The sequence below is a fragment of the Ruminococcoides intestinale genome (assembly GCF_040095935.1).
Taxonomy (GTDB): domain Bacteria; phylum Bacillota; class Clostridia; order Oscillospirales; family Acutalibacteraceae; genus Ruminococcoides; species Ruminococcoides intestinale.
Genome location: NZ_JBBMFQ010000002.1, coordinates 128,074 through 151,513, shown reverse-complemented (window position 1 = coordinate 151,513; position 23,440 = coordinate 128,074). Strand labels below are relative to the sequence as shown.

Genomic DNA, 23,440 nt, shown 5'->3' with positions numbered 1-23,440 from the left:
TAGTCCGTGTTTTTTCATAATGGGCGGTATTGTATAGAAAAGGGTTTGTGTTATACAATATTAATTGAAAAGGCAAACCAAAAAAACGACTTAAATAAGGATGTAAAAAATGCAGTTATACAAAAATTTCTGTAAAGAAACTACCGACGAAAACGGAAAGCTTACAAGCTTTGAACTTGTGTTTCCCGAAAACTATAATTTTGGCTATGATGTTGTTGACAAAATGGCAGAACTTGTGCCGAATGACACGGCAGTTGTGTGGACAAATCCCGAAAAAGAGGAAAAGATTTTCACATACTCCGACATCAGCAGACTGAGCAACAAGGCTGCAAATGTTTTCAGAAATCACGGCATTAAAAAGGGCGACAAGGTTCTTGTTATTCTGAAACGAAACTACGAATACTGGTATGTTGCCCCTGCACTCCACAAGCTTGGTGCGGTTATTATTCCCGCAACAAATCTTCTGACTCAAAGCGACATTTCGTATCGTGTTAAAACGGCAGGGATAAAGGCAGCTGTCTGCACTCCCGATGAAACTACCGCCGAAGATGTGCTTGCGGTTGCATCTCAGCCGAACACGCTTGAAACCGTTTTTGTTCCGAGAAAGCAAATTTTCGGTGCGATTGATTTTACCGAAGAAGTTGAAAACGCTCCCGATACCCTTGAAAGAGTTGAAACAAAAGCAGAAGAGCCTATGGTAATTTACTTTACCTCAGGCACAACAGGCTATCCTAAGGCTGTTGAACACAATCATATCTACACACTCGGACACATTATCACGGCAAAATACTGGCAATGTGTAAAAGACGGCGGACTTCACCTCACCGTTGCCGAAACAGGCTGGGCAAAAGCGTCATGGGGCAAAATCTACGGTCAATGGCTCTGCGGTTCAGCTGTTATGGTCTATGACTTTGACAAATTCTCTCCGGGCAAGCTGTTGCGTATAATGGAAAAGTACAAGGTTACAACCTTCTGCGCACCGCCGACAGTTTACAGATACTTCATTAAAAGAGGTATGAACAAGTACGACCTTTCCGCACTTTCTCACCTTACAACAGCAGGCGAGGCACTCAACAATGAAGTTTTTGAAGAGGTGTTTAAGCAGACGGGAATTGAACTTTGCGAGGGCTTCGGTCAGACCGAGTCGGTTCTTATGCTTGCAAATCTCAAAGGGGACAAGGCGATTGCAGGCTCAATGGGCAAGCCTACTCCGCTTTATGATGTACGAATTGTTGACGATGAATGCAACGAGGTTAAGCAGGGTGAGGTCGGCGAAGTTGTTGTATTCCCTCCAAAGGACAGAAAACAGCACGGAATTTTCATCACATACTATAACAACGAAAATCTTTATGAAAAGGTGTGGCGACACGGTGTATATCACACGGGCGATACGGCATATAAGGACGAGAACGGATATTTCTGGTATGTCGGCAGAGCCGATGACCTTATCAAAACAAGAGGCTTCAGAGTAGGTCCGTTTGAAGTTGAAAATGTTCTTATGCAATATCCGAATGTGCTTGAATGTGCGGTTATAGGTGTTCCGGACAAAGACAGAGGTCAGGCAATTAAGGCGATTGTCAAGATGACAGACGGCGCACCGCATGATAAGGAGCTTGAAAACAAAATCAAAACATTCTGCAACAAGCGTATGGCAAGCTACAAGTGGATTCAGCACCTTGAAATTGTCGATGAATTCCCAAAAACAATCAGCGGAAAAATCAAGAGAACGGATTTAAGAGAAAATCACAAAGCATAAAATAAAGGCAATCTTACGGTAAAGTAGGATTGCCTTTATTAGAATAATATTGCAAATTTACAGATGCTATGTAATATACAATCGGCACTTGAACATAAACAATATATTTGATATAATCACTTTGTAAGGAAACGGCGGCGGCTGTTTCGACACCTCTGGAAAGGAGGTGTATATTCCAATGGCAGAGATTACATATTTATTTGTACTTGCAATTGTTTTTGTGGCTTTTAATGAAGTCATTAAGAATATAAAGAAATAACCGCCCTGTGTTGCAGCACAAGACGGTTGTTGAAAAACAATTAAACTGTACTAGCGAAACAGCTCAAGCCGTTTCCCTACTTATATATTAACATCAATTTTTAATTATGTCAATCTGTTTCGGTGTGTGATTTTGCATGCCGATTTTATTTTACAAAACACAAACTTCCGTCTTGAAAACAAACAATATATTTGTTAAAATAACTCTGTAAGGAAATGGCGGCGGCTGTCCAGTCTGAAATATAGTCGTATCTCGTTGTGCATAAATGCACTTCCTTATACTCGTTATTTCAGACAGCGCTATGCTCCCTTTTTCCGCCACTGGCGGCGGTCGCAAGACTACCCTCATGGAAGGGGGTGTTTGCGTGGAATACATAATCTGTTTTACTTTGTTAGTAACTATTATAGTTTTATGCATAAAGAAATAACCGCCCTGTACTGCAATACAGAGCGATTTTGAAATAATAAATCCCAATTGCGAAACAGCTAAAGCCGTTTCCTTACTTATATATTAACATCAATTTTTTAATATGTCAATCTGTTTCGGTGTGTATTTTTACATACCGAATTTTTATTTTATACATCAAACATTTCAATTGAACGGTCGAGAATTCCACGCATATAGGCTATGGCGATTCCGTAGTTTGTGAACGGAACTCCGCTTTCAATCGAACGGTTCATTCGGCTGATTATCTCTCTTGAATTGAGCATACACGCACCGCAATGGATTGCAAGTGAAAATTCCGACAAATTATTCGGGAAGTCTTTGCCTGAGCTTGTCACGATTTCAAAATTTTTACCCGTGTAATTTTTCAGCAATCGTGGAAGTTTTACCGTGCCGATGTCATCACATTGCCTGTGATGAGTGCAGCCCTCGCTGATGAGAATTTTGTCACCGTCACTAAGCGACTCAATTGCCCTTGCACCGTTTACGGCAGTTTTCAGAAACCCCTTGTACCTCGCCATAAGAATTGAAAACGAGGTCAGTTTGATATCGTTCGGCACAATCTCCGAAACAGGCTTAAATACCTGACTGTCGGTTATGACGAGCTTTGGTTTTGTACCGAGATTTTTCAGAGTATCGGCAAGTTCGCTTTCACGCACACAAACAGGGATTGCTCCGCTGTCGAGCAAATCACGGATAACCTGCTGCTGCGGAAGAATTATTCTGCCCTTCGGGGCGGCGGAGTCAATCGGGATTACAAGCACAACAAAGTCATTTTTATTAACAAGGTCACCGCAAAGCCTTTTATCGGATTTTTGTGCGTTTACAACTTTTGCGATTTTATCCTTTAAAAGTTCGATATTCGTGTTGTTTTTTGCACTTACAAAAATTTTACCGTCAGTAGTATTGTCAAGCAAATCGCATTTGTTGAACACAATAAGATACGGAATTTTCTTCTCCTCAAAAAGCGATACAAGTTCGTTTTCAATCGAGGTCATTCCGATTGTTCCGTCAACCACAAGCACGGCAATGTCAACACGGTTCAGCACGGCTTTTGTGCGTTCAACACGCATTGTGCCGAGAGTTCCTCCGTCATCAAAGCCTGCCGTGTCGATTATCACAACAGGACCGAGCGGAAGAAGCTCCATTGTCTTTTCCACAGGATCGGTTGTTGTGCCTTTTTTGTCCGATACAAGCGACATATTTTGATTTGCGACCGCATTCACAACGCTTGATTTTCCTGCATTTCGTCTGCCGAAAAATCCGATGTGCAGTCGTTCCGACGACGGTGTATCATTCATTCCCATTACGCCCTCCGTCAAAATCTGAAATCTCTTTTATTGTTGTTTCTTATGTCAAAAATATGTTCTTTTGCAATGGTGCGGACTTTTTCGTTGGGGATTTTTTCGAGTTCCTGTTCAATGAGTTTTTGACCGACATTCCTTGTATCATCGCTTGCATAATCAACGAGATATTCTTCAAGCGTCATAAGGGCGTTGGGGTGGCAACAGTTCTGAATCTGACCGCTCTTGCAAAGCGACATAAAGCGGTCGCCCGTTCTGCCCTCACGGTAACAGGCGGTGCAGAATGACGGAATATAGCCGAGATTCATAAGCCACCTTACAACCTCATCAAGACTGCGGTTGTCGGAAACATCAAACTGAGCCGAATTTTCTTCTTCCGATTCGGGTTTGTCATATCCTCCTACACTTGTGCGTGAGCCTCCGCTGATCTGAGAAATGCCGAGTTCAAGCACCTTTTTGCGAACGCTTTCGCTCTCTCGGGTTGAAATAATCATACCCGTGTAGGGAACTGCAATTCTGATAATTGCGACTATTTTGGCAAAGGTTTCATCGTCAATTCCGTTGTCAAAATCATCGGGATTTATGTCGTCTGCCGCCTTGATTCGGGGAACGCTGATTGTGTGTGGACCGACGCCGTGAACAGCCTCAAGATGTTCTGCGTGCATAAGAAGTCCTGCAAGTTCATAGCGGTAGAGCTCAAGCCCGAAAAGCACACCGATTCCCACATCATCAATACCGCCCTGCATAGCTCTGTCCATTGCCTCGGTGTGGTAATTGTAGTTATGCTTGGGACCTGTTGGGTGGAGCTGTTCATAACTCTCTTTATTGTAGGTTTCCTGAAAAAGAATGTATGTGCCGATTCCGGCTTCCTTGAGCTTTTTATAATTTTCAACGGTTGTTGCGGCAATGTTCACATTAACCCGTCTGATTGCACCGTTCTTGTGATTGACCGAATAAATGGTCTTTATGCAGTCGAGAATGTACTCAATCGGGTTGTTTACGGGATCTTCGCCTGCCTCAATTGCAAGACGCTTGTGTCCCATATCCTGAAGTGCGATAACTTCTTTTCTGACCTCATCCTGTGTGAGCTTTTTACGGCAGATGTGCTTGTTCTTTGCATGATACGGGCAATAGACACAGCCGTTTACGCAGTAGTTTGAAAGATAGAGAGGGGCGAACATAACAATTCTGTCACCGTAAAAATCCTTCTTAATTTGACGGGCAAGGTTGTAGATTTCTTCGATTCTCTCTTTATCTTCACAAGCTAAAAGAACGCTTGCCTCACGGTGATTGATACCCTTTTTGAGCCTTGCCTTTTCGATTATTTTATCGACAAGTTCAAGGTTATTTTTATTTTCATCGGCAAATTTCAGGGAATCAAGAATCTCCCCGTCATTGATAAACTCCTCCGCTTTCAGCGAATTTTTATCGTATCTAATCATAATTCTCTGTATAATCTCCTCTGTCAGTTACGATTTCGTAGCCGATTTTTTTCATTCTGTCTGCAAGACAGCCGATACATTGTGCCGCTTCGTCTCCCGTACAGATTTTGTTATCGTAGAGCGAGTAATCTTTTCTGTGCTTAACGGGTGAAAGGTTGGGCATTATAACATTTGCACCGTGAAGAATGCCCTTTTCCCGACCAAGCGGATCGACCGTACCTAAGGCGGTTGTTGCCGGCAAAAGAATGTTCGGCTTTAAAAGCCTTATTATTGAAAGCAACATAAGCACAAGGCTTACATCGCCACGTTTTTCATTTTTGAATTTTGTGTCTTTGTGCGGTACAAACGGACCTATTCCGCACATTTCGGGACTTAATTTTTCAATAAATTTTAAATCCTTGACAAGCATTTCGGGAGTTTGGAACGGTGAGCCGACCATAAATCCTGCACCTGTCTGATAACCTATTCTCTTTAAATTATACAGGCATTGCATTCGGTTTTCAAGTGACATTTCGGGCGGATGCAACATGGAATAGTGTTTTTTGTCGGCTGTTTCGTGACGGAGAAGATATCTGTCTGCGCCGCTGTCAAAAAGTCTTTGATAGCTTTCATACGACCTTTCGCCAAGCGATAGCGTTACGGCACAATCTGGAAATCTATTTTTTATTTCCGACACAATGCCGCACATTACATCATCTGTAAAAAATCCGTCCTCACCGCCCTGCAACACAAATGTGCGGAATCCGAGTTCGTGTCCGTTTTGGGAACATGAGAGAATTCCATCCTTTGAAAGTCGGTAACGCACGGCATTCCCGTTTGAACGGCGAAGTCCGCAGTAAAAGCAATCATTTTTGCATATACTCGAAAATTCAATCAAGCCACGGATATAGATTTTGTTGCCGAAAATTCTGTCGGCAGTATCTCTTGCACATTTGCGAAGATATTCAAAATCTTTTTCGTCGTAAGTTGTAATCAGCTGTAAAATTTCGCTTTCACAGGCTGTGTGCATGGTATTCAGTTTTTGAATAATTTCAATATTCCTCATAATTTTTTCACATTAAAAGAGGACGGCATTTCTGCCGCCCCCAAACAGAGAATACAGCATTCTCCGTAAAATTCTAATAGTTTTCAGCATTAAAAGCTTCTGCTTCCGCCGCCCGATGAACCGCCGCCACCGGAGGAGCTGCTTGATGAACCACCCGAGCTGTCGGAATCACTACGGATTCTCGTAACGGAAACATGCTTTGTCAGGAAGATATCCTTCTTGTCGGTAAGCATAGTCTTGCTGTTTTTCTTGAGGTCATAAGTTCCTGCTTTGCCGTTGTGCTTGTAACGATTTTTCACTACAATAACAACAATAACGGCAACAATAATTGAACCGCCTGCAATGACAATGCCGTAATGCTTTACGACATAGAGGAATTTGTTATCCTCTTTTTCCTGCAAATCAATATTTTCGTTTGACTCGTCATCGTCAATACCCTCGTCATAGTAGTGGTCAACATAATAGAGGAATTGTTCGGCAGCACTGTAATAGTTGCCTTGCTTCATATCACGCTGAACATCATCAAGAAGAGTATTAACACGGCCATCGCCGAAATAATACATCGCATCGCCTTTTGTTCTGAAGTCGATTGCTCTGCCCTTCATATCAATCGTGAGTATAACGCCCGCCGTAGTTTTGCCGTATTTGTCGGCATAATAACGGTTTGCAAACGGTTTGATATCGTCCTCGGTTTTGCCCTCGTTGTTAGTATAGATAACCGCAACCCAGCCGGTTTTTTGAGCAAAAGCGTCAAGTTCCGCCTGAAGCTGTGTTTCTTCCTCCGAGGTAAACAGTTCGGCGTCATCACGGAGTTCTGTTTGTCCCGCCGCAAAAACAAAGAGCGGAGTGCAGAAAACCATAATCATAGCCGCAAGTATTGCGGAAAGTCTTTTTGTCACATTCATCATAAGAACAACAGACCTCCCAACAAGCCGAGTGCCATAAGCGCTGCGGCAATAATTGCAGCGAAAGCAATAAGCTTTCCTGCGGAGGTAGGAAGCTCACCGTAGGTTTTGCCCGTCTGACCGTTAATTGCAAACGGCAGAATTTTACCCCTGTATTTATAGGTTACAACCCAAACGGGCAAGAGGGTATAGTTCCAATTTTCAAGGTCGATTTTATCGTTGTAGTTCTGAATCTGAACGGCACTGTATCCACTTGCCGTGTCTTTCATAAGCTGTTGACAGTATCCGTTGATTCTTGTTTGAACTGCCTGTGCAACCTCATTTTGCTCAATGTCACGCTTTTCTGCCTGAAAACCCGAAAGATAGGACATTGCAAACGGGTGAGCCTCGCCCAAATCGTAAGGGTGTACGCATTGGAGCATATCTCTGTCCTGACCTTTTAACGCTCTTTCAAAAACATTATTTACAATCAGATTGCCTGCTCTGTGGAGCTCAAAAACCTTTGTTTCCGTGTAACGGTCATCTCCGACAGTCCACGAACGAACCTTTTCGCCCTTTGCAACCATCTGTGCGCTACGCTGTTCGTCAACATACCAATACGGAAAATACACACCCGTGAGTTTGTCAAAATGCTTTTCGCTGACAAAATTCTTCGGCAAAAACCATTTCCTTTTGCACATTTCAAGAAACTTGTCAATTGCCTTCTGCTTTGAAAGCTTGAACGGAATCACACGGTCGGGTTTAAATTCACCCGAAAGTCTGCCGCCGAGAACAACAGGATTCTGACAATAGAAGCAGGTTGTTGCCGCAGTTGACGCTGTTGTAACAACCTGAGCACCGCAGCTTGGGCAGTTGTAGATAACAGCCTCTTCCTCAGTTTTGTTTTCTGCCTGTGCGCTGTCATTGCTCTGCGCCTGCTTGGCGGCATTCTCTTTAGCCTTTTCCTGTTCCTTTTTCTCCTGCTTTTCTGCGCTGTTCTCTTTTTGCTCCTTCTTGGCAAAAAAATCTTGAACATACTTTTCCGTAAAATCGGACATACAGTATTCACAACTGAACATCTGCTTATCGGGATTGAATTTCAGCGGAGCGGCGCAGTTCGGACAGGTGTAGTTTACAGTTGCCATAACTTACCCCTTATAATTAAATTCTGAAACATCCCCCTCCGTTTGAGAAGAGGGATTGTTTGTACTTAAAATTCAGATTATTCTGCCTTTGTACCGCACTCGGGACAGAACTTTGCATTTGCAGAAAGCTCATATCCGCAGTTTGTGCAGAAACGCTTTTTTGGAGCCTCGGGCTTCTTTGAACCGCACTCCGAGCAGAACTTGCCTGTGTTTACCGCACCGCATGAGCAAGTCCATGAGCCTGCGGCTGCACCGCCTGCCTGCGGAGCGGGAGTCTGCTGCGGCTGAGCCTGTTGCTGTGGCTGAGTCGGCTGCTGCTGACGGTACTGCGGATTCTGCTGATAACCGCCCATGATATTTCCGCCGGCATTCATACCCATGCCCATGCCCATAAAGCCTGCCATTGCACCGTTTGCATTTGAGCCGGCATCTTTAAGGCCCTCTGAAATATTGGCTGCAACATAGCCCTGCTGAACTGCTGCGTCCGAGAGCATTGCGCCCTTGTTGCGCATATTGATGAGTTCCTGACTGTCCTCTGTGTAGGAAACATCCATACCAACGGCAAAGACTTCCATACCACGAGCCTGTGTCCATTCCTCATCAAGCGTCTGTGCCATATACTGACCGATAAGACGCTGTTTTGACTTGATAAAGCTGATTCTCTCACCGTCGGCGGAATACTGGTTGATTGCAGAACCGAGAGCGCCGACGAACTCCTCGTTATACTGTGCTCTTACATCTGCGAAATCAACAGACTTGTTTTCCGTAACAGCCTCTCTCGGAATAACCTCCTGATAGAACTTGAACGGCTCAACAACCTTGATTGAATATGTACCGTGAGCACGGAGCATAAGCTCTGAATTGTAAAAATTGTCAAAGTAGTTTACGGGAGTTGATGTTCCGAAAGGAATACCCTTGATTTCCTGAAGATTTATATAGAAAACTCTCTGAGCCTGTGAGGGGATTCCGCCGTACTTAATACGGTTAAAAGTTTCCTTGATCGAATCACCGAACTGACCGCAGAAAAGTGACGGCATTGAGCTGTTATTTACCTTAAAATAACCCGGCTCTGCAGTAAAGTCAACAATCTTACCGCCGTCAATAAGAATCATCATCTGGTTATCGTAAACATGAATTACAGAACCGTTTGATACGATGTTTTCAGAACCCTTTTTGTTCTGACTTTTGCCGTTCTGCGAAACAAGCTGACCGGGACAGATGAGGGTGTTGTCGCCCATGGGGGACGGTTCAATGACCTCGAGCCATGAATCTGCGAGTCCGCCTCCGACTGCATTTATCGCTGCTTTAATAATACCCATAATTTAACTCCTTAATTTTTGTAGCTTATAGCTGATTTTTCAGATATTGCTGTTACACTAATAATAATATGTTTGAAGAAAAATTTCAATACTATTATTAAAAAACAGGCTGAATGGCATATGTTTTTTTATTGTTCCAATGTTTTGCCATCATAAATAATGCAAAAAGACGGTCGGGAAGAGGGCATTTGGCTCTGACAACCCGACCGTCAAACTTTCAGAATTTTCTCTGTTGAAGTGTCTGTTCGTTTACGGAATTAAACTTCCACGAACGAATGTTAATTTCTTTTATTGCAGTTCCGCAGAACTGACAAAATTTTTCTCCCAGCGTTTTTACGGGAGCACCGCAGTTGGGGCAATTCACTCCGAGAGCGGTTGCTCTGTTATGAAGCCGGTCAGCGTCCTGAACATACATCAACCCAACCTCATAGATTGTCTGCATTCTGTCCTCTCTGCTGCCGAAGGTCACCTCGTTGTTCATATCGGTAACATACGAAAAGTAACCGACAGACGCCTCAAAAAGTATCGTTACCGTTGCACCGTTTTTTATATAGCGGGCAATCTGAACATCGTAAATATTGACATCCTCATAGTGCTGTGTATTTGCAACAGATGAAAGCTGGTCAATAATTCCCTGAACATAGTTTGTAAAATTCGGAGTGACCTCCTCCGCAATAACGCCGAGCCTTTTTGACTCAACCGCCGAAAAGTAGTTTCGCAAAAGTGAACGGGTTTTGTTCATATACTGCTCAACATCAAGCTCGGGAAAATCCTTTTTTATCATTGGCATATAAACCGAGGTCATTCCGTGAAGCGAACGGGGAGTTTCACGCATTTGCTCCTGATCCTCTTTAACGCCCTGAATGCCCTCAATAAGGGAGCTTGTACCGAACAATGTTCTTGAAAGATGTCTTATCTTACTGACAATTACCGTAACTATAATTGCTATTGCAAGTACGACTATCGACACAGAGATGATTATTGCAATTGTATCCGGACTCATATAATTGTACCCTTAATCAGTCTTCTTTGTTGACAACCTTGATTCCGAGAACCTCAAGGCTTTCATCATCAACTTCTGCCGGACACGCAGACATAAGCTCGCTTGCATTCTGAACCTTCGGGAATGCTGTTACATCACGGAGGCTGTCAGCCTTGCACATAAGCATTGTAACACGGTCAAGACCGATGCCCATACCACCGTGCGGCGGTGCGCCGTATTTGTAGGCTTCAACAAGGAATCCGAACTTTGCTTCGATTTCTTCATCGGTGAGCTTCAAAGCCTTGAACATCTTCTGCTGGAGTTCGTAATCTGTGATACGCATTGAACCACTTGAAAGCTCAACACCGTTGAGTGTGAGGTCATAAGCCTTTGCAATAACCTTTGACGGATCTGTGTCAAGGTACTGCAGGCACTCTTCCTTAGGCATTGTGAACGGATGGTGCATTGCAAGCCATTCGCCGCTTTCCTCATCATATTCAAAGAACGGGAAGTCAACAATCCAGAGGAACTTGAATACATCGGGGATAATGTCAAGACGCTTTGCAACAGCAAGACGGAGTGCGCCGAGTGTTGAAAGAACCGTGCTGTTCTTGTCGGCAACGATGAGGATAACATCGCCCTTTTCCGCACCGAGTCTTTCGTAAATTGCCGAAAGCTCTTCTTCACTCATAAACTTCTTGAATGATGCGTTAGGCTCGTCAACCCACCTTACATAGGCAAGTCCCTTTGCGCCGATGCCCTTTGCATATTCTGTGAGCTTGTCAATTTCTTTTCTTGTGTAAACCGACGACGCATTCTTGGCAACAATTGCTCTTACAGAACCGCCATTCTCAATTGCGCTTGTAAATACGCTGAAACCGCAGTCCTTAACAAGATCCGAAATGTCCTGAATCTTCATGTCAAAACGGATATCGGGCTTGTCCGAACCGTAGCTTTCCATAGCCTCTTTGTAGGTCATTCTCTGGAAATGCTCCTCAAGGTCAATGTTTAAAACCTCTTTAAAAAGCTTTTTGAAAAAGCCCTCGTTGATTTCGAGGATTTCATCAACATCAACAAATGAAAGCTCCATATCAATCTGTGTAAATTCAGGCTGACGGTCTGCACGAAGATCCTCGTCACGGAAACATCTTGCAAGCTGAATGTAACGGTCAAAGCCCGAAAGCATAAGGAGCTGTTTGTAAATCTGCGGTGACTGAGGAAGAGCATAAAACTTGCCGTTGTGGATTCTTGACGGAACAAGGTAATCTCTTGCGCCCTCGGGAGTTGACTTGATCATCATAGGAGTTTCAATTTCAACAAAGCCGTTGTCGTGAAAATAATCTCTTGCAACCTTTGCAATCTTACTTCTCATCATAAGATTGTTGAGAAGAGGACGGCGGCGAAGGTCAAGATAACGGTATTTAAGTCTTAACTCTTCGTTTGTATTTGTATCGTCAACAATTTCAAAAGGCGGCGTCTGTGCCTTTGAAAGCACACGCATATCGCTTACAACAACCTCGATATCGCCTGTGGGGATTTCGCTGTTTTTTGAACTTCTTTCACAAACAACACCCTTTGCGGCAAGAACAAATTCACTTCTGCATGAAAATGCCTTATCAAAAATTTCTTTGTCTGTTTTGTCATTGAATGCAAGCTGAACAATGCCTGTGCGGTCACGCAAGTCAATGAAAATGAGCTGACCGAGGTCACGGCAACGCTGTACCCAACCGCAGACAGTTACCTCTCTGCCGACATCACCGATACGCAGATCTCCGCAATAATCGGTACGCTTCATTCCTGTCATAAATTCTGCCATTGTATATGCTCCTTTATATGAATCGGTCGGCATCTCACAATGCCTGACCGACCGAAAATTTTCTTTTATTACTTGTTTTTCTGTTCGTCGGAAAGCTGAATTTCGATGAACTTCTCCATGAAATGCCCGTCAAGAGTAACCTCGGCTGTTTCGCCTGTTTCCATATTCTTGACCTTGGCTGTGTTCTGCTCGATTTCGTTGTCGCCCAAAACGATTGAATATCTTGCGTCAATCTTGTCGGCATACTTCATCTGAGCACGAAGTCCTCTGCCGATAACATCGGTTTCGGCAATCATTCCGCAGCTGCGAACCTGTTTGATAAGCTCAAAAGCCTTAACCTTTGCGGCATCGCCCATTGTTGCAATGTAGAGCATACACTCGTCATTGTCGGGAATCTCAATGCCCTGCTTATCCATTACCATGAGAAGTCTTTCCATACCCATTGCGAAACCGAGGGAGGGAAGGTGCTTACCGCCAAGCTCCTCGATAAGACCGTCATAACGACCGCCGCCGCAAACAGTACCCTGAGCACCGATACAATCGGTTACAAACTCAAATACTGTCTTTGTATAGTAATCAAGACCTCTTACAATTGTGGGATCAACCGTGTATTCAATGCCTGCGTCATCAAGATATTTCTGAACTGCGTCAAAGTGGTTTCTGCACTCGTCACAAAGATAGTCTGTAATCTTAGGTGCGTCCTTTGCAATCTCGGAACAGATAGGACTTTTGCAGTCGAGAATTCTCATCGGGTTTTTGTCAAGACGGGAAAGACAGGTGTCGCACAGCTTGTCCTTATAACCCTCAAAATATGATTTCAAAGCCTTGTGATATTCCGCACGGCAGGTCGGACAGCCGATAGAATTAATCTGAAGATGAACGCTGTCAAGCTGAAGTCTGTTGATTACGGAGCTTGCAAGGCTGATAAGCTCTGCATCGGCAACAGGGTCCTGTGTGCCGTACTCCTCAATACCGAACTGGTGGAACTCACGAAGTCTGCCTGCCTGTGGCTTTTCATATCGGTAGCATGAAACAAAGTAGCTTGCCTTAATCGGAAGTCCTTCGTTTTCAAGAGCGTGTTCAAGAACGGCTCTTGCCGCACCGGATGTACCCTCGGGGCGAAGTGTTACGCTTTCGCCGCCCTTTGTGTCGAATGTGTACATTTCTTTCTGAACAACATCGGTTGTCTGACCAACGCCGCGGGCAAAAAGCTCTGTGTGTTCAAACACGGGAGTTCTGATTTCTCTGAAACCGTAGGAGCGAGCCTCCTCACGCATAATCTTTTCAACAAACTGCCATTTGTAGCTTTCCTTCGGAAGAACATCTTCCGTACCCTTGATTTTCTTGGTTATAAGTGCCATTTTTCCCTCCGAAAATTACAATCTTTTATAGAAAAGGGAAACGAAAAAATTTCCCTAAAAAACACAACAATCGGGCAGTATTACACCACCCGATATGTAAAGCGAAAATAATTAAATTATTTGAGAATATTTCTCCAGTCAAGGTCGCCTCTTTCAAGACCGTGGATAAGCACCTCGGCAGTTGCAATATTTGTTGCAACCGGAATGTTGTGCATATCGCAAAGACGGAGCATATTCATATCGTTAGGCTCGTTCGGCTTTGGATTGAGCGGATCTCTGAAAAAGAGAAGCATATCAATTTCATTGCACGCAATTCTTGCCGCAATCTGCTGACTTCCGCCCTGAGAGCCTGCAAGGAATTTCTGAATTGTAAGACCTGTTGCCTCTGACACCATTTTGCCTGTTGTGCCGGTGGCGCAAAGGTTGTTGCGGCTGAGAACACCGCAGTAAGCAATGCAGAACTGCACCATCAGTTCCTTTTTTTCATCATGAGCTATAAGGGCTATATTCATATATATTTCCTCCAGACATTTATTTCATATCAAATTAGTTTCAAAACTTTAACTCAAAATACCCCGCACAAACTACCCTTTGAACGCAAGGGGAATATGTTTTCCCTCAAGCCTCTGTGCAAGACAGTCAAAAACGGACGCCGCCGCACTCCAGTTAAGTCCGGCAACACCTCGCTGAACAATCACCGAAATACGGATGTCAAACGGCACAAGCGCAATAAGCTGTGTCTGTGTTGCGTCAATAACGCTGTCGAGGTCTTCATAAAAACCGAGCTGTGTAAAAAGCTTTCGGTCAAAGCGGTTGATAACAAGTCGAATATTTGTTTTTCCCATTGACTCAAGCTTTCTTCTCACCTTAACCGCACCACGCACACCCGTCGGCTCTGCATTGGTAACAATCAAGGCTCTGTCGGCAGGAGCCGCCGCAGTTTCAAAGCCCGAACCGATTCCGGCAGGGGAGTCGATAAGGACAAAATCAAAGCTGTCCTTTACTGAGTTGACAAGTTGAGTAAACACCGAGGGACTGAGTTCGTTTTCGGTGTCAAAGGGAGCCGCCATAAGGTAGAGGTTCTCATTGTTTTTGCTTTTGTAAACAGCCTCACCGAATGTACAGTTGCCGCATACGGCATCCGACGCATCAAAAATTATGTCCTGCTCCATATCGAGCATAATGTCAAGACCACGCATTCCGCAGTCACAATCAATAAGCAAGACTCTTTTGCCCTGCTTTACAAGAGCAACGGAAAGACAAATGCAGACGGTTGATTTACCCGTTCCGCCTTTTCCCGACGCTACAACTATAACATTATCCATAATAAATTCTACCTCTGCTATATTCTATCACAAAATCCGTTAAAGAGCAAGAAACGAACATTATTTTTATCAGCCAAAATTTTTGTTGATATTTTAGTGATAGTTAATAAAATTATTCTTCATTTTTAACGGTTTGCACAATAATTTCATTGATTTTTAATGCTAAAAGCAAAAAATAAGTTTTTTATGTTTGGTTTTTATGTTTGGTCGTTCAGCCATTATACGGTCGGGATTTTTGTTTTATCTTTTAACATATCGTATTCTCGACCATAATTTTCAATTTTCCATTTTCAATTTTCAATTAAAATATGCGTCCAGCAAATCCTTTGCAACCTGCATTGAATATCTGCCCTTTGCACCGTGTTCGATTACAACGGCAATTGCGACCTCGGGCTTTTCATACGGAGCATAGCAAATGAATGTTGTATGGTCTGAGCCCGAGTTTTCAGCCGTACCTGTTTTGGCGGCAACCTTAACTTTATAATCACCGAACATATAATTTGCCGTGCCGTTTTCGTCCTGAGTAACGCCGAGCATAGCCTTGCGAACAATATCAAGATTCTTCTTTGAAATTCCGCAATCACCGTAGCTTTCAACAGCTGTCGATTTTACGGTTTTCGTCCGCTCATAATTTGTAACTTTATCAACAATGTGTGTTTTGAGTCTTTCACCGTTGTTGGCGATTGTCGCAACATAGGTTGCAAGCTGAACGGGAGTAAATGCGTTGTCGGACTGACCGATTGCGGCTGAAACCGTGTTGCCGACCTGCCAATCTGTGCTGTCTCTGCCTGCAAGAGTTCCCTTTGACTCCTCAATTTCAACACCCGTATATTCGCCGAGCCCGAACTTCTGCGCATACAGATACATCGGTTCAATTCCGAGCCTTCTGCCCGTGTCGGCAAAAAAGTAGTTGCACGATTGTTCAATTGCGCCCGTTACATCAAGACTGCCATGATAGTGCATACATCTTACCACATTGGTAGGGTAAAAATCATAGTCCTGTTTGCAGTAGATTTTCGTTTTATCGGTTATGATTTTCTCCTCAAGAGCCGCACCCGCAACACACGGCTTGAACACCGAACCGCAGGCGAATGTTCCGACTGTTGCACGGTTGTACATCGGAGAATTTTTGTTTTCGGAAAGTTTGACATAGTACGAGCCGTATTCGCTGTACCTGTTCAAATCATATGTAGGATAGCTTGCCGCCGCAAGTACCGAAAAATCCTTGACCGACAGCATTACAACTGCACCTGTTTCACAGTCCTCACCGTTATTTTTCTGTCCCGATTCCTTGCCTGCCTGTTTTGCCGCTTTGACATTTTCTTCAAGCGATTTTACAGCGGTTTTCTGCAATTTTGAATCAATTGTAAGGTAGACCGTGTTACCCGGTTTTGCACTCTCGGTTTCAATGCTTTCAACAAGAGTTCCGTCGGCATTTCGCTGAATAACCCTTGTTCCGCCCTTGCCTTTGAGGTCATCTTCACAGGCAAGTTCAATTCCGAATTTGCCTATCTTATCATCATAGGAATAGCTCTTGCCCTGTTTTTTCAGCTCATTGTATTCATCCTCCGACAACGAACCGAGTGCGCCGAGAATGTGCGGTGCAAGGTCGGGATCCGAAGCACCTCGTGTGAGGTAGGTCTGAATTTCAACACCGCTCACACCCTGAGTATTTTCGCTGACGGCATTCACGGCACTTCGGCTGATATTTTCGGCAAAAACATACGGATTTGAATTTGAATAATTTTCAAGTTCCATATTGTAATGAATTGAAACGAGCGTTGTTTTTTGACTTAGACTTAACCTGTCGGAAATTTTGTAGCGTTTTAAAAGTGCGTCAAAGCAATCATCGGCACTTGTGTTCCTGTCCATGTCAAGAAAATCCGATGACAGAAGTTTTTCCGCATCTTCTTCACGGCTTGTTTTATAAACGCAACTGCCGTCCGAGCCGACCGAAATCGGCAATGAATCTGTTCTTGCATCTCCTGTTTTTGTGAGAATATCAGCAAGTTCAAGTAAAATTCCGTCAAGCCTGTCCTCCTCAATATAAGGCTTGTTGAGGACTATTTTATACTTTGTGGTGTTTACAACAAGACCTACACCGTTGCGGTCAACGATTTCGCCCCTTGTTGCGTCGGTTTTTTCGGTATATCCCGTTGATTTTGCGGCAAGACTCTTGTAGCTTTTTCCCTGTACAAGCTGCCAATCGACAAGCCTGATTGCAAAGCCTGCAAAAATTGCGGCTGTTATTATTATGCAGACTGTTGTTCTGCTCTTTTTACTTTTTTTGCCGTTTTTTCTGCTTTTGCCGAATCTCATACCGAACCTCCCTTTCACAAAGATTAAAGATTTTTGTTTAAAAATGCCGTGAGAAAATACAGCGGAATTGTCACGGCGAATGTGTAAAGTATTCTTGAAATGTAGTGCCGTACAAACAACACGCAACCGCTGTCAAGCCCTGCAATCAAAACGAACAGCAGATAATAAACCAACATTACCGTCATCACCGCCGCAAACGAAAACACGATAACGGTAACAAATGACGGTACAAAATATTTGCTGAATACAAAGTTTTCCGCATAGCAGACAATCGTAAGTGCAAAGGCAAAATAGCCGATACTGCCGTCAAATGAAATATCCGTCAGCACACCGCACAACGCACCGAAAATTACCGACGGCAAAGTGTTTTCAAAAGAAGCAATGCAGAGTGCAAGTGAAATCAACATAAGCGGTCTGCCGCCGAAAATTTCGGGAATTGCAAAAACCGAGCCCTGAAAAACATACAGAATTATTAACAGCAGGGAATAACCGAAAAATCGAAAAAAAGTTCTTGAAGCTCTCATCATTTTTTAACCTCGCCCTTGCCGTCAAAATCGGTAATAATTGCGGCAGAAGTCACGGTGCGGATGTCCTCATACGGCTCAACAACAGCATAACGGGTTGTGTCATAGGAATTGAACTTCAGTTCTTTAACCTTGCCGATTATGAGATTTTTCGGATAAACTCCGCCTGTTCCCGAGGTTACAACAATGTCGCCTACTTTGATTTTGTTGTTCTCTGCAATCTTTGTCAGACAGGTGAGATTATCATCACAATATTCAGCGTTTCCGCTTATGATTCCGTTGTCGGAAGTCTTTTTGTCAATTGCAGACGCTTTGGTGTCGGGCGAAAGAATTGTTCTTACCCGACAGGTTGTGAGTTCAACATCACTCACCCAGCCGATAAGACCGTTTTCCGTGATTACGGGATCATTTTTTTCCACATTGTCTGTTGAACCCTTGTCAAGAGTGAACGAGTAGAAATCATCGTTCGCATCCCTTCTCAGCACACCTGCCGGAAGAATGTCGTATGACGGATTTTCTTTTTTCAGCTCATAATATTTCCACAGCTTTGCATTTTCTTCCTTGGCGTCAAGGTAGTCAACAAGCTGTTCACGAAGTTCGGCATTTTCCTTTTTAAGCTGTTCGTTTTCTTTTTCAAGTTCTTCCTTTGACTTATTGGAAGACGCCGCACCTGCGGTCAGCGTTGAAAGTCCTTTTGTAACCGTGTTTACCGCACCCGAAAAAATGTTACTGCCGTTATGAGAGAAAACACTCATCACAGTTAGTATGACGAGTGTAATTATCAAAATTTTTGAGTTTTTATTATGTAAAAATTTTCTCATATCTCATATTTATATTACAAATACGGTCGGGCGGTGTTTTTTCAATCTGCCCGACCTTACTTTGTCGATTTTTATTATCTGTCGTGCTTGTACTGAACACCGAGCGGTTTGCCGAGTCTTTTGCCTGCACCGTCAACAACACAGTCAAGCGGTCTTTCGGCAATGTGAACAGGCATACCCGTCTGCTGCATAACAAGCATATCAAGTCCCTTGAGTAACGCACCGCCGCCCGTGAGCATAATACCGTGGTCGATTATGTCGGCAGAAAGCTCAGGCGGAGTTTTTTCAAGAGTGGTTCTGATTGCCTCAACAATTGTTGCAAGCGGATCGGCAAGAGCCTCTCTGACCTCGGCTGAGGAAATTGTAATGTCCTTGGGAAGTCCGTCAACAAGGTTTCTGCCCTTGACAACAAGGTTTTTTTCTTCCTCACCCGGATATGCGGAGCCGATTTTCATTTTGATGTCTTCGGCAGTTCTTTCACCGATGAGAAGATTATATTTTCTTTTGACATAGGTTGAAATCGCCTCGTCAAACTTATCTCCGGCAACTCTTACAGAACAGGCTGTTACAATGTCACCGAGAGAAATTACGGCAACCTCGCTTGTGCCTCCGCCGATGTCAACAACCATACTTCCGCACGGTTCGTCAACGGGCATACCTGCGCCGATTGCGGCAGCCATCGGTTCTTCGATAAGAACAACGGGAGGCTTTGCACCTGCCTGATATGCGGCATCCTCAACAGCCTTTCTCTCAACCTCGGTAACACCCGAAGGCATACAGATTATAACTCTCGGCTTGCTGAAAATTCCGGGTTTCACCGCCTTTTTGATAAAGTGCTGAAGCATTTTTGCGGTTATTTTAAAATCGGCAATAACACCGTCCTTGAGCGGTCGAACCGCAACTATGGAACCGGGAGTTCTGCCAATCATTTCTTTTGCCTGTGAGCCGACTGCAAGAACCTCGTCAGTACGCATATCAACTGCGACAACGCTCGGTTCACGCAAAATTATTCCCTTTCCTTTAAGACAAACAAGAGTGTTTGCAGTTCCAAGGTCAATTCCTATATCCTTTGAAAACGAAAACATCCCACAGCCTCCTTTTACGCTGTAATACCCAAATGTATTTTACTCAGGCAGTATACTTTTATCATATATCTTTTCACAAATAAGGGCAATGATAAATTGTCGAAATTCTTTTATTTTTTACCCGTTGAGCCAAAACCGCCCTCGCCACGCTCTGTGTTGCCAAGCTCCGTAACCTCTTCAACATCACACGGAACAACAGGAGCGATGACCATCTGACAGATTCTTTCAAACGGCTCAATCTCATAAGGCTTGTCCGAAACATTGCAAAGACCTGCACAGATTTCTCCACGGTAATCGCTGTCAACAACACCCACACCGTTTGAAAGGCAGATGCCGTGCTTGATTCCCAGACCGCTTCTTGCATAGAGAAATGCGGCAACGCTGTTGTCGGGAAGTTCAATTGCTATACCTGTAGGAACAAGCACAAGCTGACCCGGATTGATTGTGATTTTTTCGTCAATGCAAGCATATAAATCCATACCGGCAGAACCGTTTGTGGCTCTTTTCGGGATTTTTGCATTGTCTTTTACCTTTTTTATTTTAACAGTCATAGTTTACCATCCTTCATTTCCTGCAAAAATTTGCAGGAATTATTCATTACTGTTTTTATTTTTCTCTAAAAAAATTATTTATTGCAAAAATGTAATTATAAATCTCTGTTAAACGGAAAAATCACTTTTTCCACAAAACAATAATGATTATTTTAACATTTTCAACAATCTAATTAACACCTCGGCGGTACAGTCCATATGTTAATTTATCTTTCAACATCGGATAAAGGCTTGATTCGTTAAGACTTTCCACGGTTTCCACATAGTTTTCAACACTAAATCTTAAAATGTTGAAAGATGTTAAAAGTGTTAAATTTTGTTTATCAGGAACGAAAAGCAAGTCACAATTCAGAACCTCGGTACAGTTTCCGTCGCATTTCAGTAAAAATTGTTTACCGAGTCGGTCTTTCATTTTTGAATGATTTTTGCAAGTTTTGCAGTCTATACCTGCACCCTTGACAGGGCAACTCCTGCAAAGCATAAGAGGAAGGTAGCCGTAGCTGATAATTCCCCTCGGGATGTTGCCTCCGAGTGCGTTAATTCGCTTAAAATCGAGTTCAAAACTGAGTTCTGCGTCCTTGATTCCGTATTCCTCCGCCCACAAAAGGTCGAGAGTATTTACAAAATTCATTCCGAAACCCGAATGAAGTGTGAGACCGAGATTTTTTGCAATGTATAATGCTCCGAGATTGTTGCACAACACATCGGATATGCCGATTTCTTTCATCTCGGAAAGCTTTTTTGCAATCGTATCTTCCCGTCCGAACATTCCTCTCGGAATTTCAACACCGATGCTAAAGCCCTCGTTTTTGAGCCTTACAAGCTCCCTTTTGTCGGCAAAAAGAGGAACAAAAACAAGCTCGCATTTTTTAAAAGCATCGGAAAGCTTTGTCTGAGGCACTCTTGCACGAGTGGATTTTTCCACAGGCGGTGTGAATTTTGGAAAAGTTATTTCGTAATCACGGTTGATTTTGTAGTTGTGAACAACACTTCTCGCCGTGTCGAGTTCGTCAAGAACATCTCTGCGCAAGGAATTGATAATTGAAAGCGGAATAGAAATGTCATCATCAATATTTATGTTCACATTGGTGGGATTATATGCCGTTGAGCCTGTTTTTTCAAGCTGTTTTCTGCACTTTTCCGCATCAATCGGTCTGTTGATTGCTTTTTCGGTTACGGTATCTGCAATCTTTTTGACGGTGTGAACTCCGTCAGAGGCGACTAAAACGGGATTTTCGCCGAGTTTTGCCGTAAAATCAAAGGTTATTTCTACATTTCCGATTTCGTCCTTGTAGGAAGAACGGATTGCCGAAAACAGCTTTTCATCGGCAGAAACAACATCCGATTTTGTTCTTGTGCCGAACATATGACTTCCCGTTTTGCCGATGTAATAAGCGTCTGTAAAGCCTGTTCGTGAAAAAACCCCTCTGAGCATCTTCTGAGTTTTGTCGCTGATAAAGCCGAAATCACGCTGTTCAACACACGCTCTTACTGCGGCTGAAACATACTCTGGGCGTTTCATTCTGCCCTCAATTTTAGCCGAGGCAACCCCCATATTTTGAAGTTCATCAAGGTAATTTACAATACTGTTGTCTTTAAGACTTAAAGCGTGACTGCCTTTTTGATTGTTTACGGAAAACGGCAGTCGGCACGGCTGGGCACAGGAACCACGGTTTCCGCTCCTTGCACCAATCATTGCGCTGAGGTAACATTGTCCCGAAACGCACATACACAATGCACCGTGAACAAAAACTTCGAGTTCAACCGGAATTTCACAGCATTTTTCAATCTCTTTTTTGCTCATTTCACGGGCAAGAACAACACGCTTGAAACCCATTTCATAAAGTGCTTTTACACCTGATGCGGTATGAATGCTCATCTGGGTTGACGCATGAAGTGCAAGGTCGGGAACAAGCCTGTGCGAAAGCCTTGCTACACCCATATTCTGAACAATGAGTGCGTCAACATCAGCCTCTGCGGCTGAAATTATGGCTTTTTTCAGCTTTTCAAGCTCGTCATCGAACACAATCGTATTGATTGTGACATACACCTTTACACCGTGAATGTGACAGTATGCCGTTGCTTTCTTTAGTTCTTCATCATCAAAATTTTTGGCAGATGAACGGGCGGAAAATGCCTTTTCGCCAAGATACACTGCGTCTGCTCCGCTCCTTACGGCGGCAATTACACTGTCAAAGCTTCCCGCCGGAGCAAGTATTTCTATCTTTTTCATTTCTTATCTTCATCAAACAGAGAGAACTGCGTCATTGGAACATAACCGAGAAGTTTTTCATTACGCAATTCCTGTTCTGTTTTTTTAGCCTCGTTTGACAGAACATTCACGGGTATATCATCTGACTGCTCTGTCATATTATTTTTTTCATCTGAAGTCTTTTTTTCCTTTGGAATTGAATCTTTTTCATGCTTTGATTTTTCCGATTCGGCTTTTTCTTTGCTTTTTTCAACACTTTCGAGCTTTTCTTTAAGCTGTGAAACCTCGTGTCCGAGAACAGCAAGTCTTTTTTCAAGCTCTTTATTATTATTTATAAGTCGAGTGTTATCGTTCATGGCCTCCGTAAGCTTTTCTCTGTATTCCTTGCAAAGCCTGTTAAGATCATTTGTCTGCTGAATAATTTTGTCGGCTTTTTCAACATAATCTTTGTTCTTTTTAAGAGCCTTGTTGCGGTCATCGCAGAAGTTAAGTGCCGCAAGAACCGCACAATCACGGGTATCAAGCTGCTTTGTGCTTTGGGCGGCCTTTCTTATGTGAGAAAGCACCTCGTTTGCTACCTTTTGAACATACTTTTCATCATCTGTTGTGATAAGTGAATAACTTCTTCCCTCAATCTGAACGCTTACTCTCTTTTTCTCCATAGGAAATGCATCTCCCTTTTATAGCTTTTTCGTCCTCGTTTGACTTCTTTGCATACATAATCATTTTACATTATAATATAAAATTGGAAATAATAAAAGAGCAAAGAGAATATTGTTTAAATATTTTTTCATTTGTAGACAAATTTGGCGATTTTATGCTGTTTACAACTTATATCGGTTGAAA

The 23,440-nt window shown here is 43.3% G+C and carries 19 protein-coding genes; 1 reads left to right on the top strand and 18 read right to left on the bottom strand.

Annotated features, from left to right (window positions below; translation table 11 throughout):
• Nucleotides 1-109: 109 nt before the first annotated feature.
• Entirely contained in the window at nt 110-1,756 is a 1,647-nt protein-coding gene (locus WMO31_RS04425; protein ID WP_367999282.1) for an AMP-binding protein, read from the top strand.
• Between the two features lie 834 nt (nt 1,757-2,590).
• Here the strand turns inward: WMO31_RS04425 and hydF are convergent.
• The 18 genes from hydF to WMO31_RS04335 all read right to left on the bottom strand — a co-directional run bounded on the left by hydF (nt 2,591) and on the right by WMO31_RS04335 (nt 23,256).
• Nucleotides 2,591-3,766, bottom strand: a complete 1,176-nt coding sequence (gene hydF / locus WMO31_RS04420; RefSeq protein ID WP_367999281.1) for a [FeFe] hydrogenase H-cluster maturation GTPase HydF — start codon at nt 3,764-3,766, stop codon at nt 2,591-2,593.
• 11 nt (nt 3,767-3,777) lie between these two features.
• On the bottom strand, nt 3,778-5,205 hold the full coding sequence (hydG, locus tag WMO31_RS04415) for a [FeFe] hydrogenase H-cluster radical SAM maturase HydG (RefSeq protein WP_367999280.1): 1,428 nt from the start codon (nt 5,203-5,205) through the stop codon (nt 3,778-3,780).
• Nucleotides 5,198-6,250: a [FeFe] hydrogenase H-cluster radical SAM maturase HydE gene (gene hydE / locus WMO31_RS04410; protein WP_367999279.1), complete on the bottom strand. Its 1,053-nt coding sequence runs from the start codon at nt 6,248-6,250 to the stop codon at nt 5,198-5,200. The genes hydG and hydE overlap by 8 nt, the downstream gene beginning before the upstream one ends.
• 89 nt (nt 6,251-6,339) lie before the next feature.
• Nucleotides 6,340-7,158 carry a TPM domain-containing protein gene (locus tag WMO31_RS04405; protein ID WP_294440362.1) on the bottom strand — a complete coding sequence of 273 codons (819 nt, stop codon included), beginning with the start codon at nt 7,156-7,158 and terminating at the stop codon, nt 6,340-6,342.
• Entirely contained in the window at nt 7,155-8,279 is a 1,125-nt protein-coding gene (locus tag WMO31_RS04400; protein ID WP_367999278.1) for a TFIIB-type zinc ribbon-containing protein, read from the bottom strand. Before WMO31_RS04400 ends, WMO31_RS04405 begins: the two co-directional genes overlap by 4 nt.
• Before the next feature lie 77 nt (nt 8,280-8,356).
• The gene (locus WMO31_RS04395) at nt 8,357-9,598 is read right to left on the bottom strand and encodes an SPFH domain-containing protein (RefSeq protein WP_304005100.1); all 1,242 of its coding nucleotides are present in this window, start codon (nt 9,596-9,598) and stop codon (nt 8,357-8,359) included.
• Between the two features lie 217 nt (nt 9,599-9,815).
• Nucleotides 9,816-10,601, bottom strand: coding sequence for a zinc ribbon domain-containing protein (locus WMO31_RS04390; protein WP_367999277.1), 786 nt, complete (start codon nt 10,599-10,601; stop codon nt 9,816-9,818).
• A 16-nt stretch (nt 10,602-10,617) separates the two neighbouring features.
• Complete coding sequence (gene aspS / locus WMO31_RS04385; protein ID WP_367999276.1) at nt 10,618-12,396, bottom strand: aspartate--tRNA ligase; 1,779 nt, start codon at nt 12,394-12,396, stop codon at nt 10,618-10,620.
• A gap of 68 nt (nt 12,397-12,464) precedes the next feature.
• On the bottom strand, nt 12,465-13,757 hold the full coding sequence (hisS, locus tag WMO31_RS04380) for a histidine--tRNA ligase (RefSeq protein ID WP_117519533.1): 1,293 nt from the start codon (nt 13,755-13,757) through the stop codon (nt 12,465-12,467).
• A 116-nt stretch (nt 13,758-13,873) separates the two neighbouring features.
• Nucleotides 13,874-14,269: a methylglyoxal synthase gene (mgsA, locus tag WMO31_RS04375; protein ID WP_015523032.1), complete on the bottom strand. Its 396-nt coding sequence runs from the start codon at nt 14,267-14,269 to the stop codon at nt 13,874-13,876.
• A gap of 72 nt (nt 14,270-14,341) precedes the next feature.
• The gene (locus WMO31_RS04370) at nt 14,342-15,082 is read right to left on the bottom strand and encodes a septum site-determining protein MinD (RefSeq protein ID WP_015523031.1); all 741 of its coding nucleotides are present in this window, start codon (nt 15,080-15,082) and stop codon (nt 14,342-14,344) included.
• 297 nt (nt 15,083-15,379) lie between these two features.
• Nucleotides 15,380-17,401, bottom strand: coding sequence for a peptidoglycan D,D-transpeptidase FtsI family protein (locus tag WMO31_RS04365; RefSeq protein WP_303675295.1), 2,022 nt, complete (start codon nt 17,399-17,401; stop codon nt 15,380-15,382).
• 23 nt (nt 17,402-17,424) lie between these two features.
• Complete coding sequence (locus tag WMO31_RS04360; protein WP_303675296.1) at nt 17,425-17,928, bottom strand: hypothetical protein; 504 nt, start codon at nt 17,926-17,928, stop codon at nt 17,425-17,427.
• A complete protein-coding gene (gene mreC / locus WMO31_RS04355) occupies nt 17,925-18,746 on the bottom strand; it encodes a rod shape-determining protein MreC (RefSeq protein WP_304013129.1) in 822 nt (273 codons plus the stop codon). The genes WMO31_RS04360 and mreC overlap by 4 nt, the downstream gene beginning before the upstream one ends.
• Nucleotides 18,747-18,820: 74 nt before the next feature.
• Complete coding sequence (locus WMO31_RS04350; protein WP_015523027.1) at nt 18,821-19,831, bottom strand: rod shape-determining protein; 1,011 nt, start codon at nt 19,829-19,831, stop codon at nt 18,821-18,823.
• A 110-nt stretch (nt 19,832-19,941) separates the two neighbouring features.
• Nucleotides 19,942-20,382: a dUTP diphosphatase gene (dut, locus tag WMO31_RS04345; RefSeq protein ID WP_015523026.1), complete on the bottom strand. Its 441-nt coding sequence runs from the start codon at nt 20,380-20,382 to the stop codon at nt 19,942-19,944.
• A gap of 169 nt (nt 20,383-20,551) precedes the next feature.
• Nucleotides 20,552-22,615: a U32 family peptidase gene (locus tag WMO31_RS04340; protein WP_367999275.1), complete on the bottom strand. Its 2,064-nt coding sequence runs from the start codon at nt 22,613-22,615 to the stop codon at nt 20,552-20,554.
• Entirely contained in the window at nt 22,612-23,256 is a 645-nt protein-coding gene (locus tag WMO31_RS04335; RefSeq protein ID WP_367999274.1) for a cell division protein ZapA, read from the bottom strand. The genes WMO31_RS04340 and WMO31_RS04335 overlap by 4 nt, the downstream gene beginning before the upstream one ends.
• Nucleotides 23,257-23,440 lie beyond the last annotated feature (184 nt).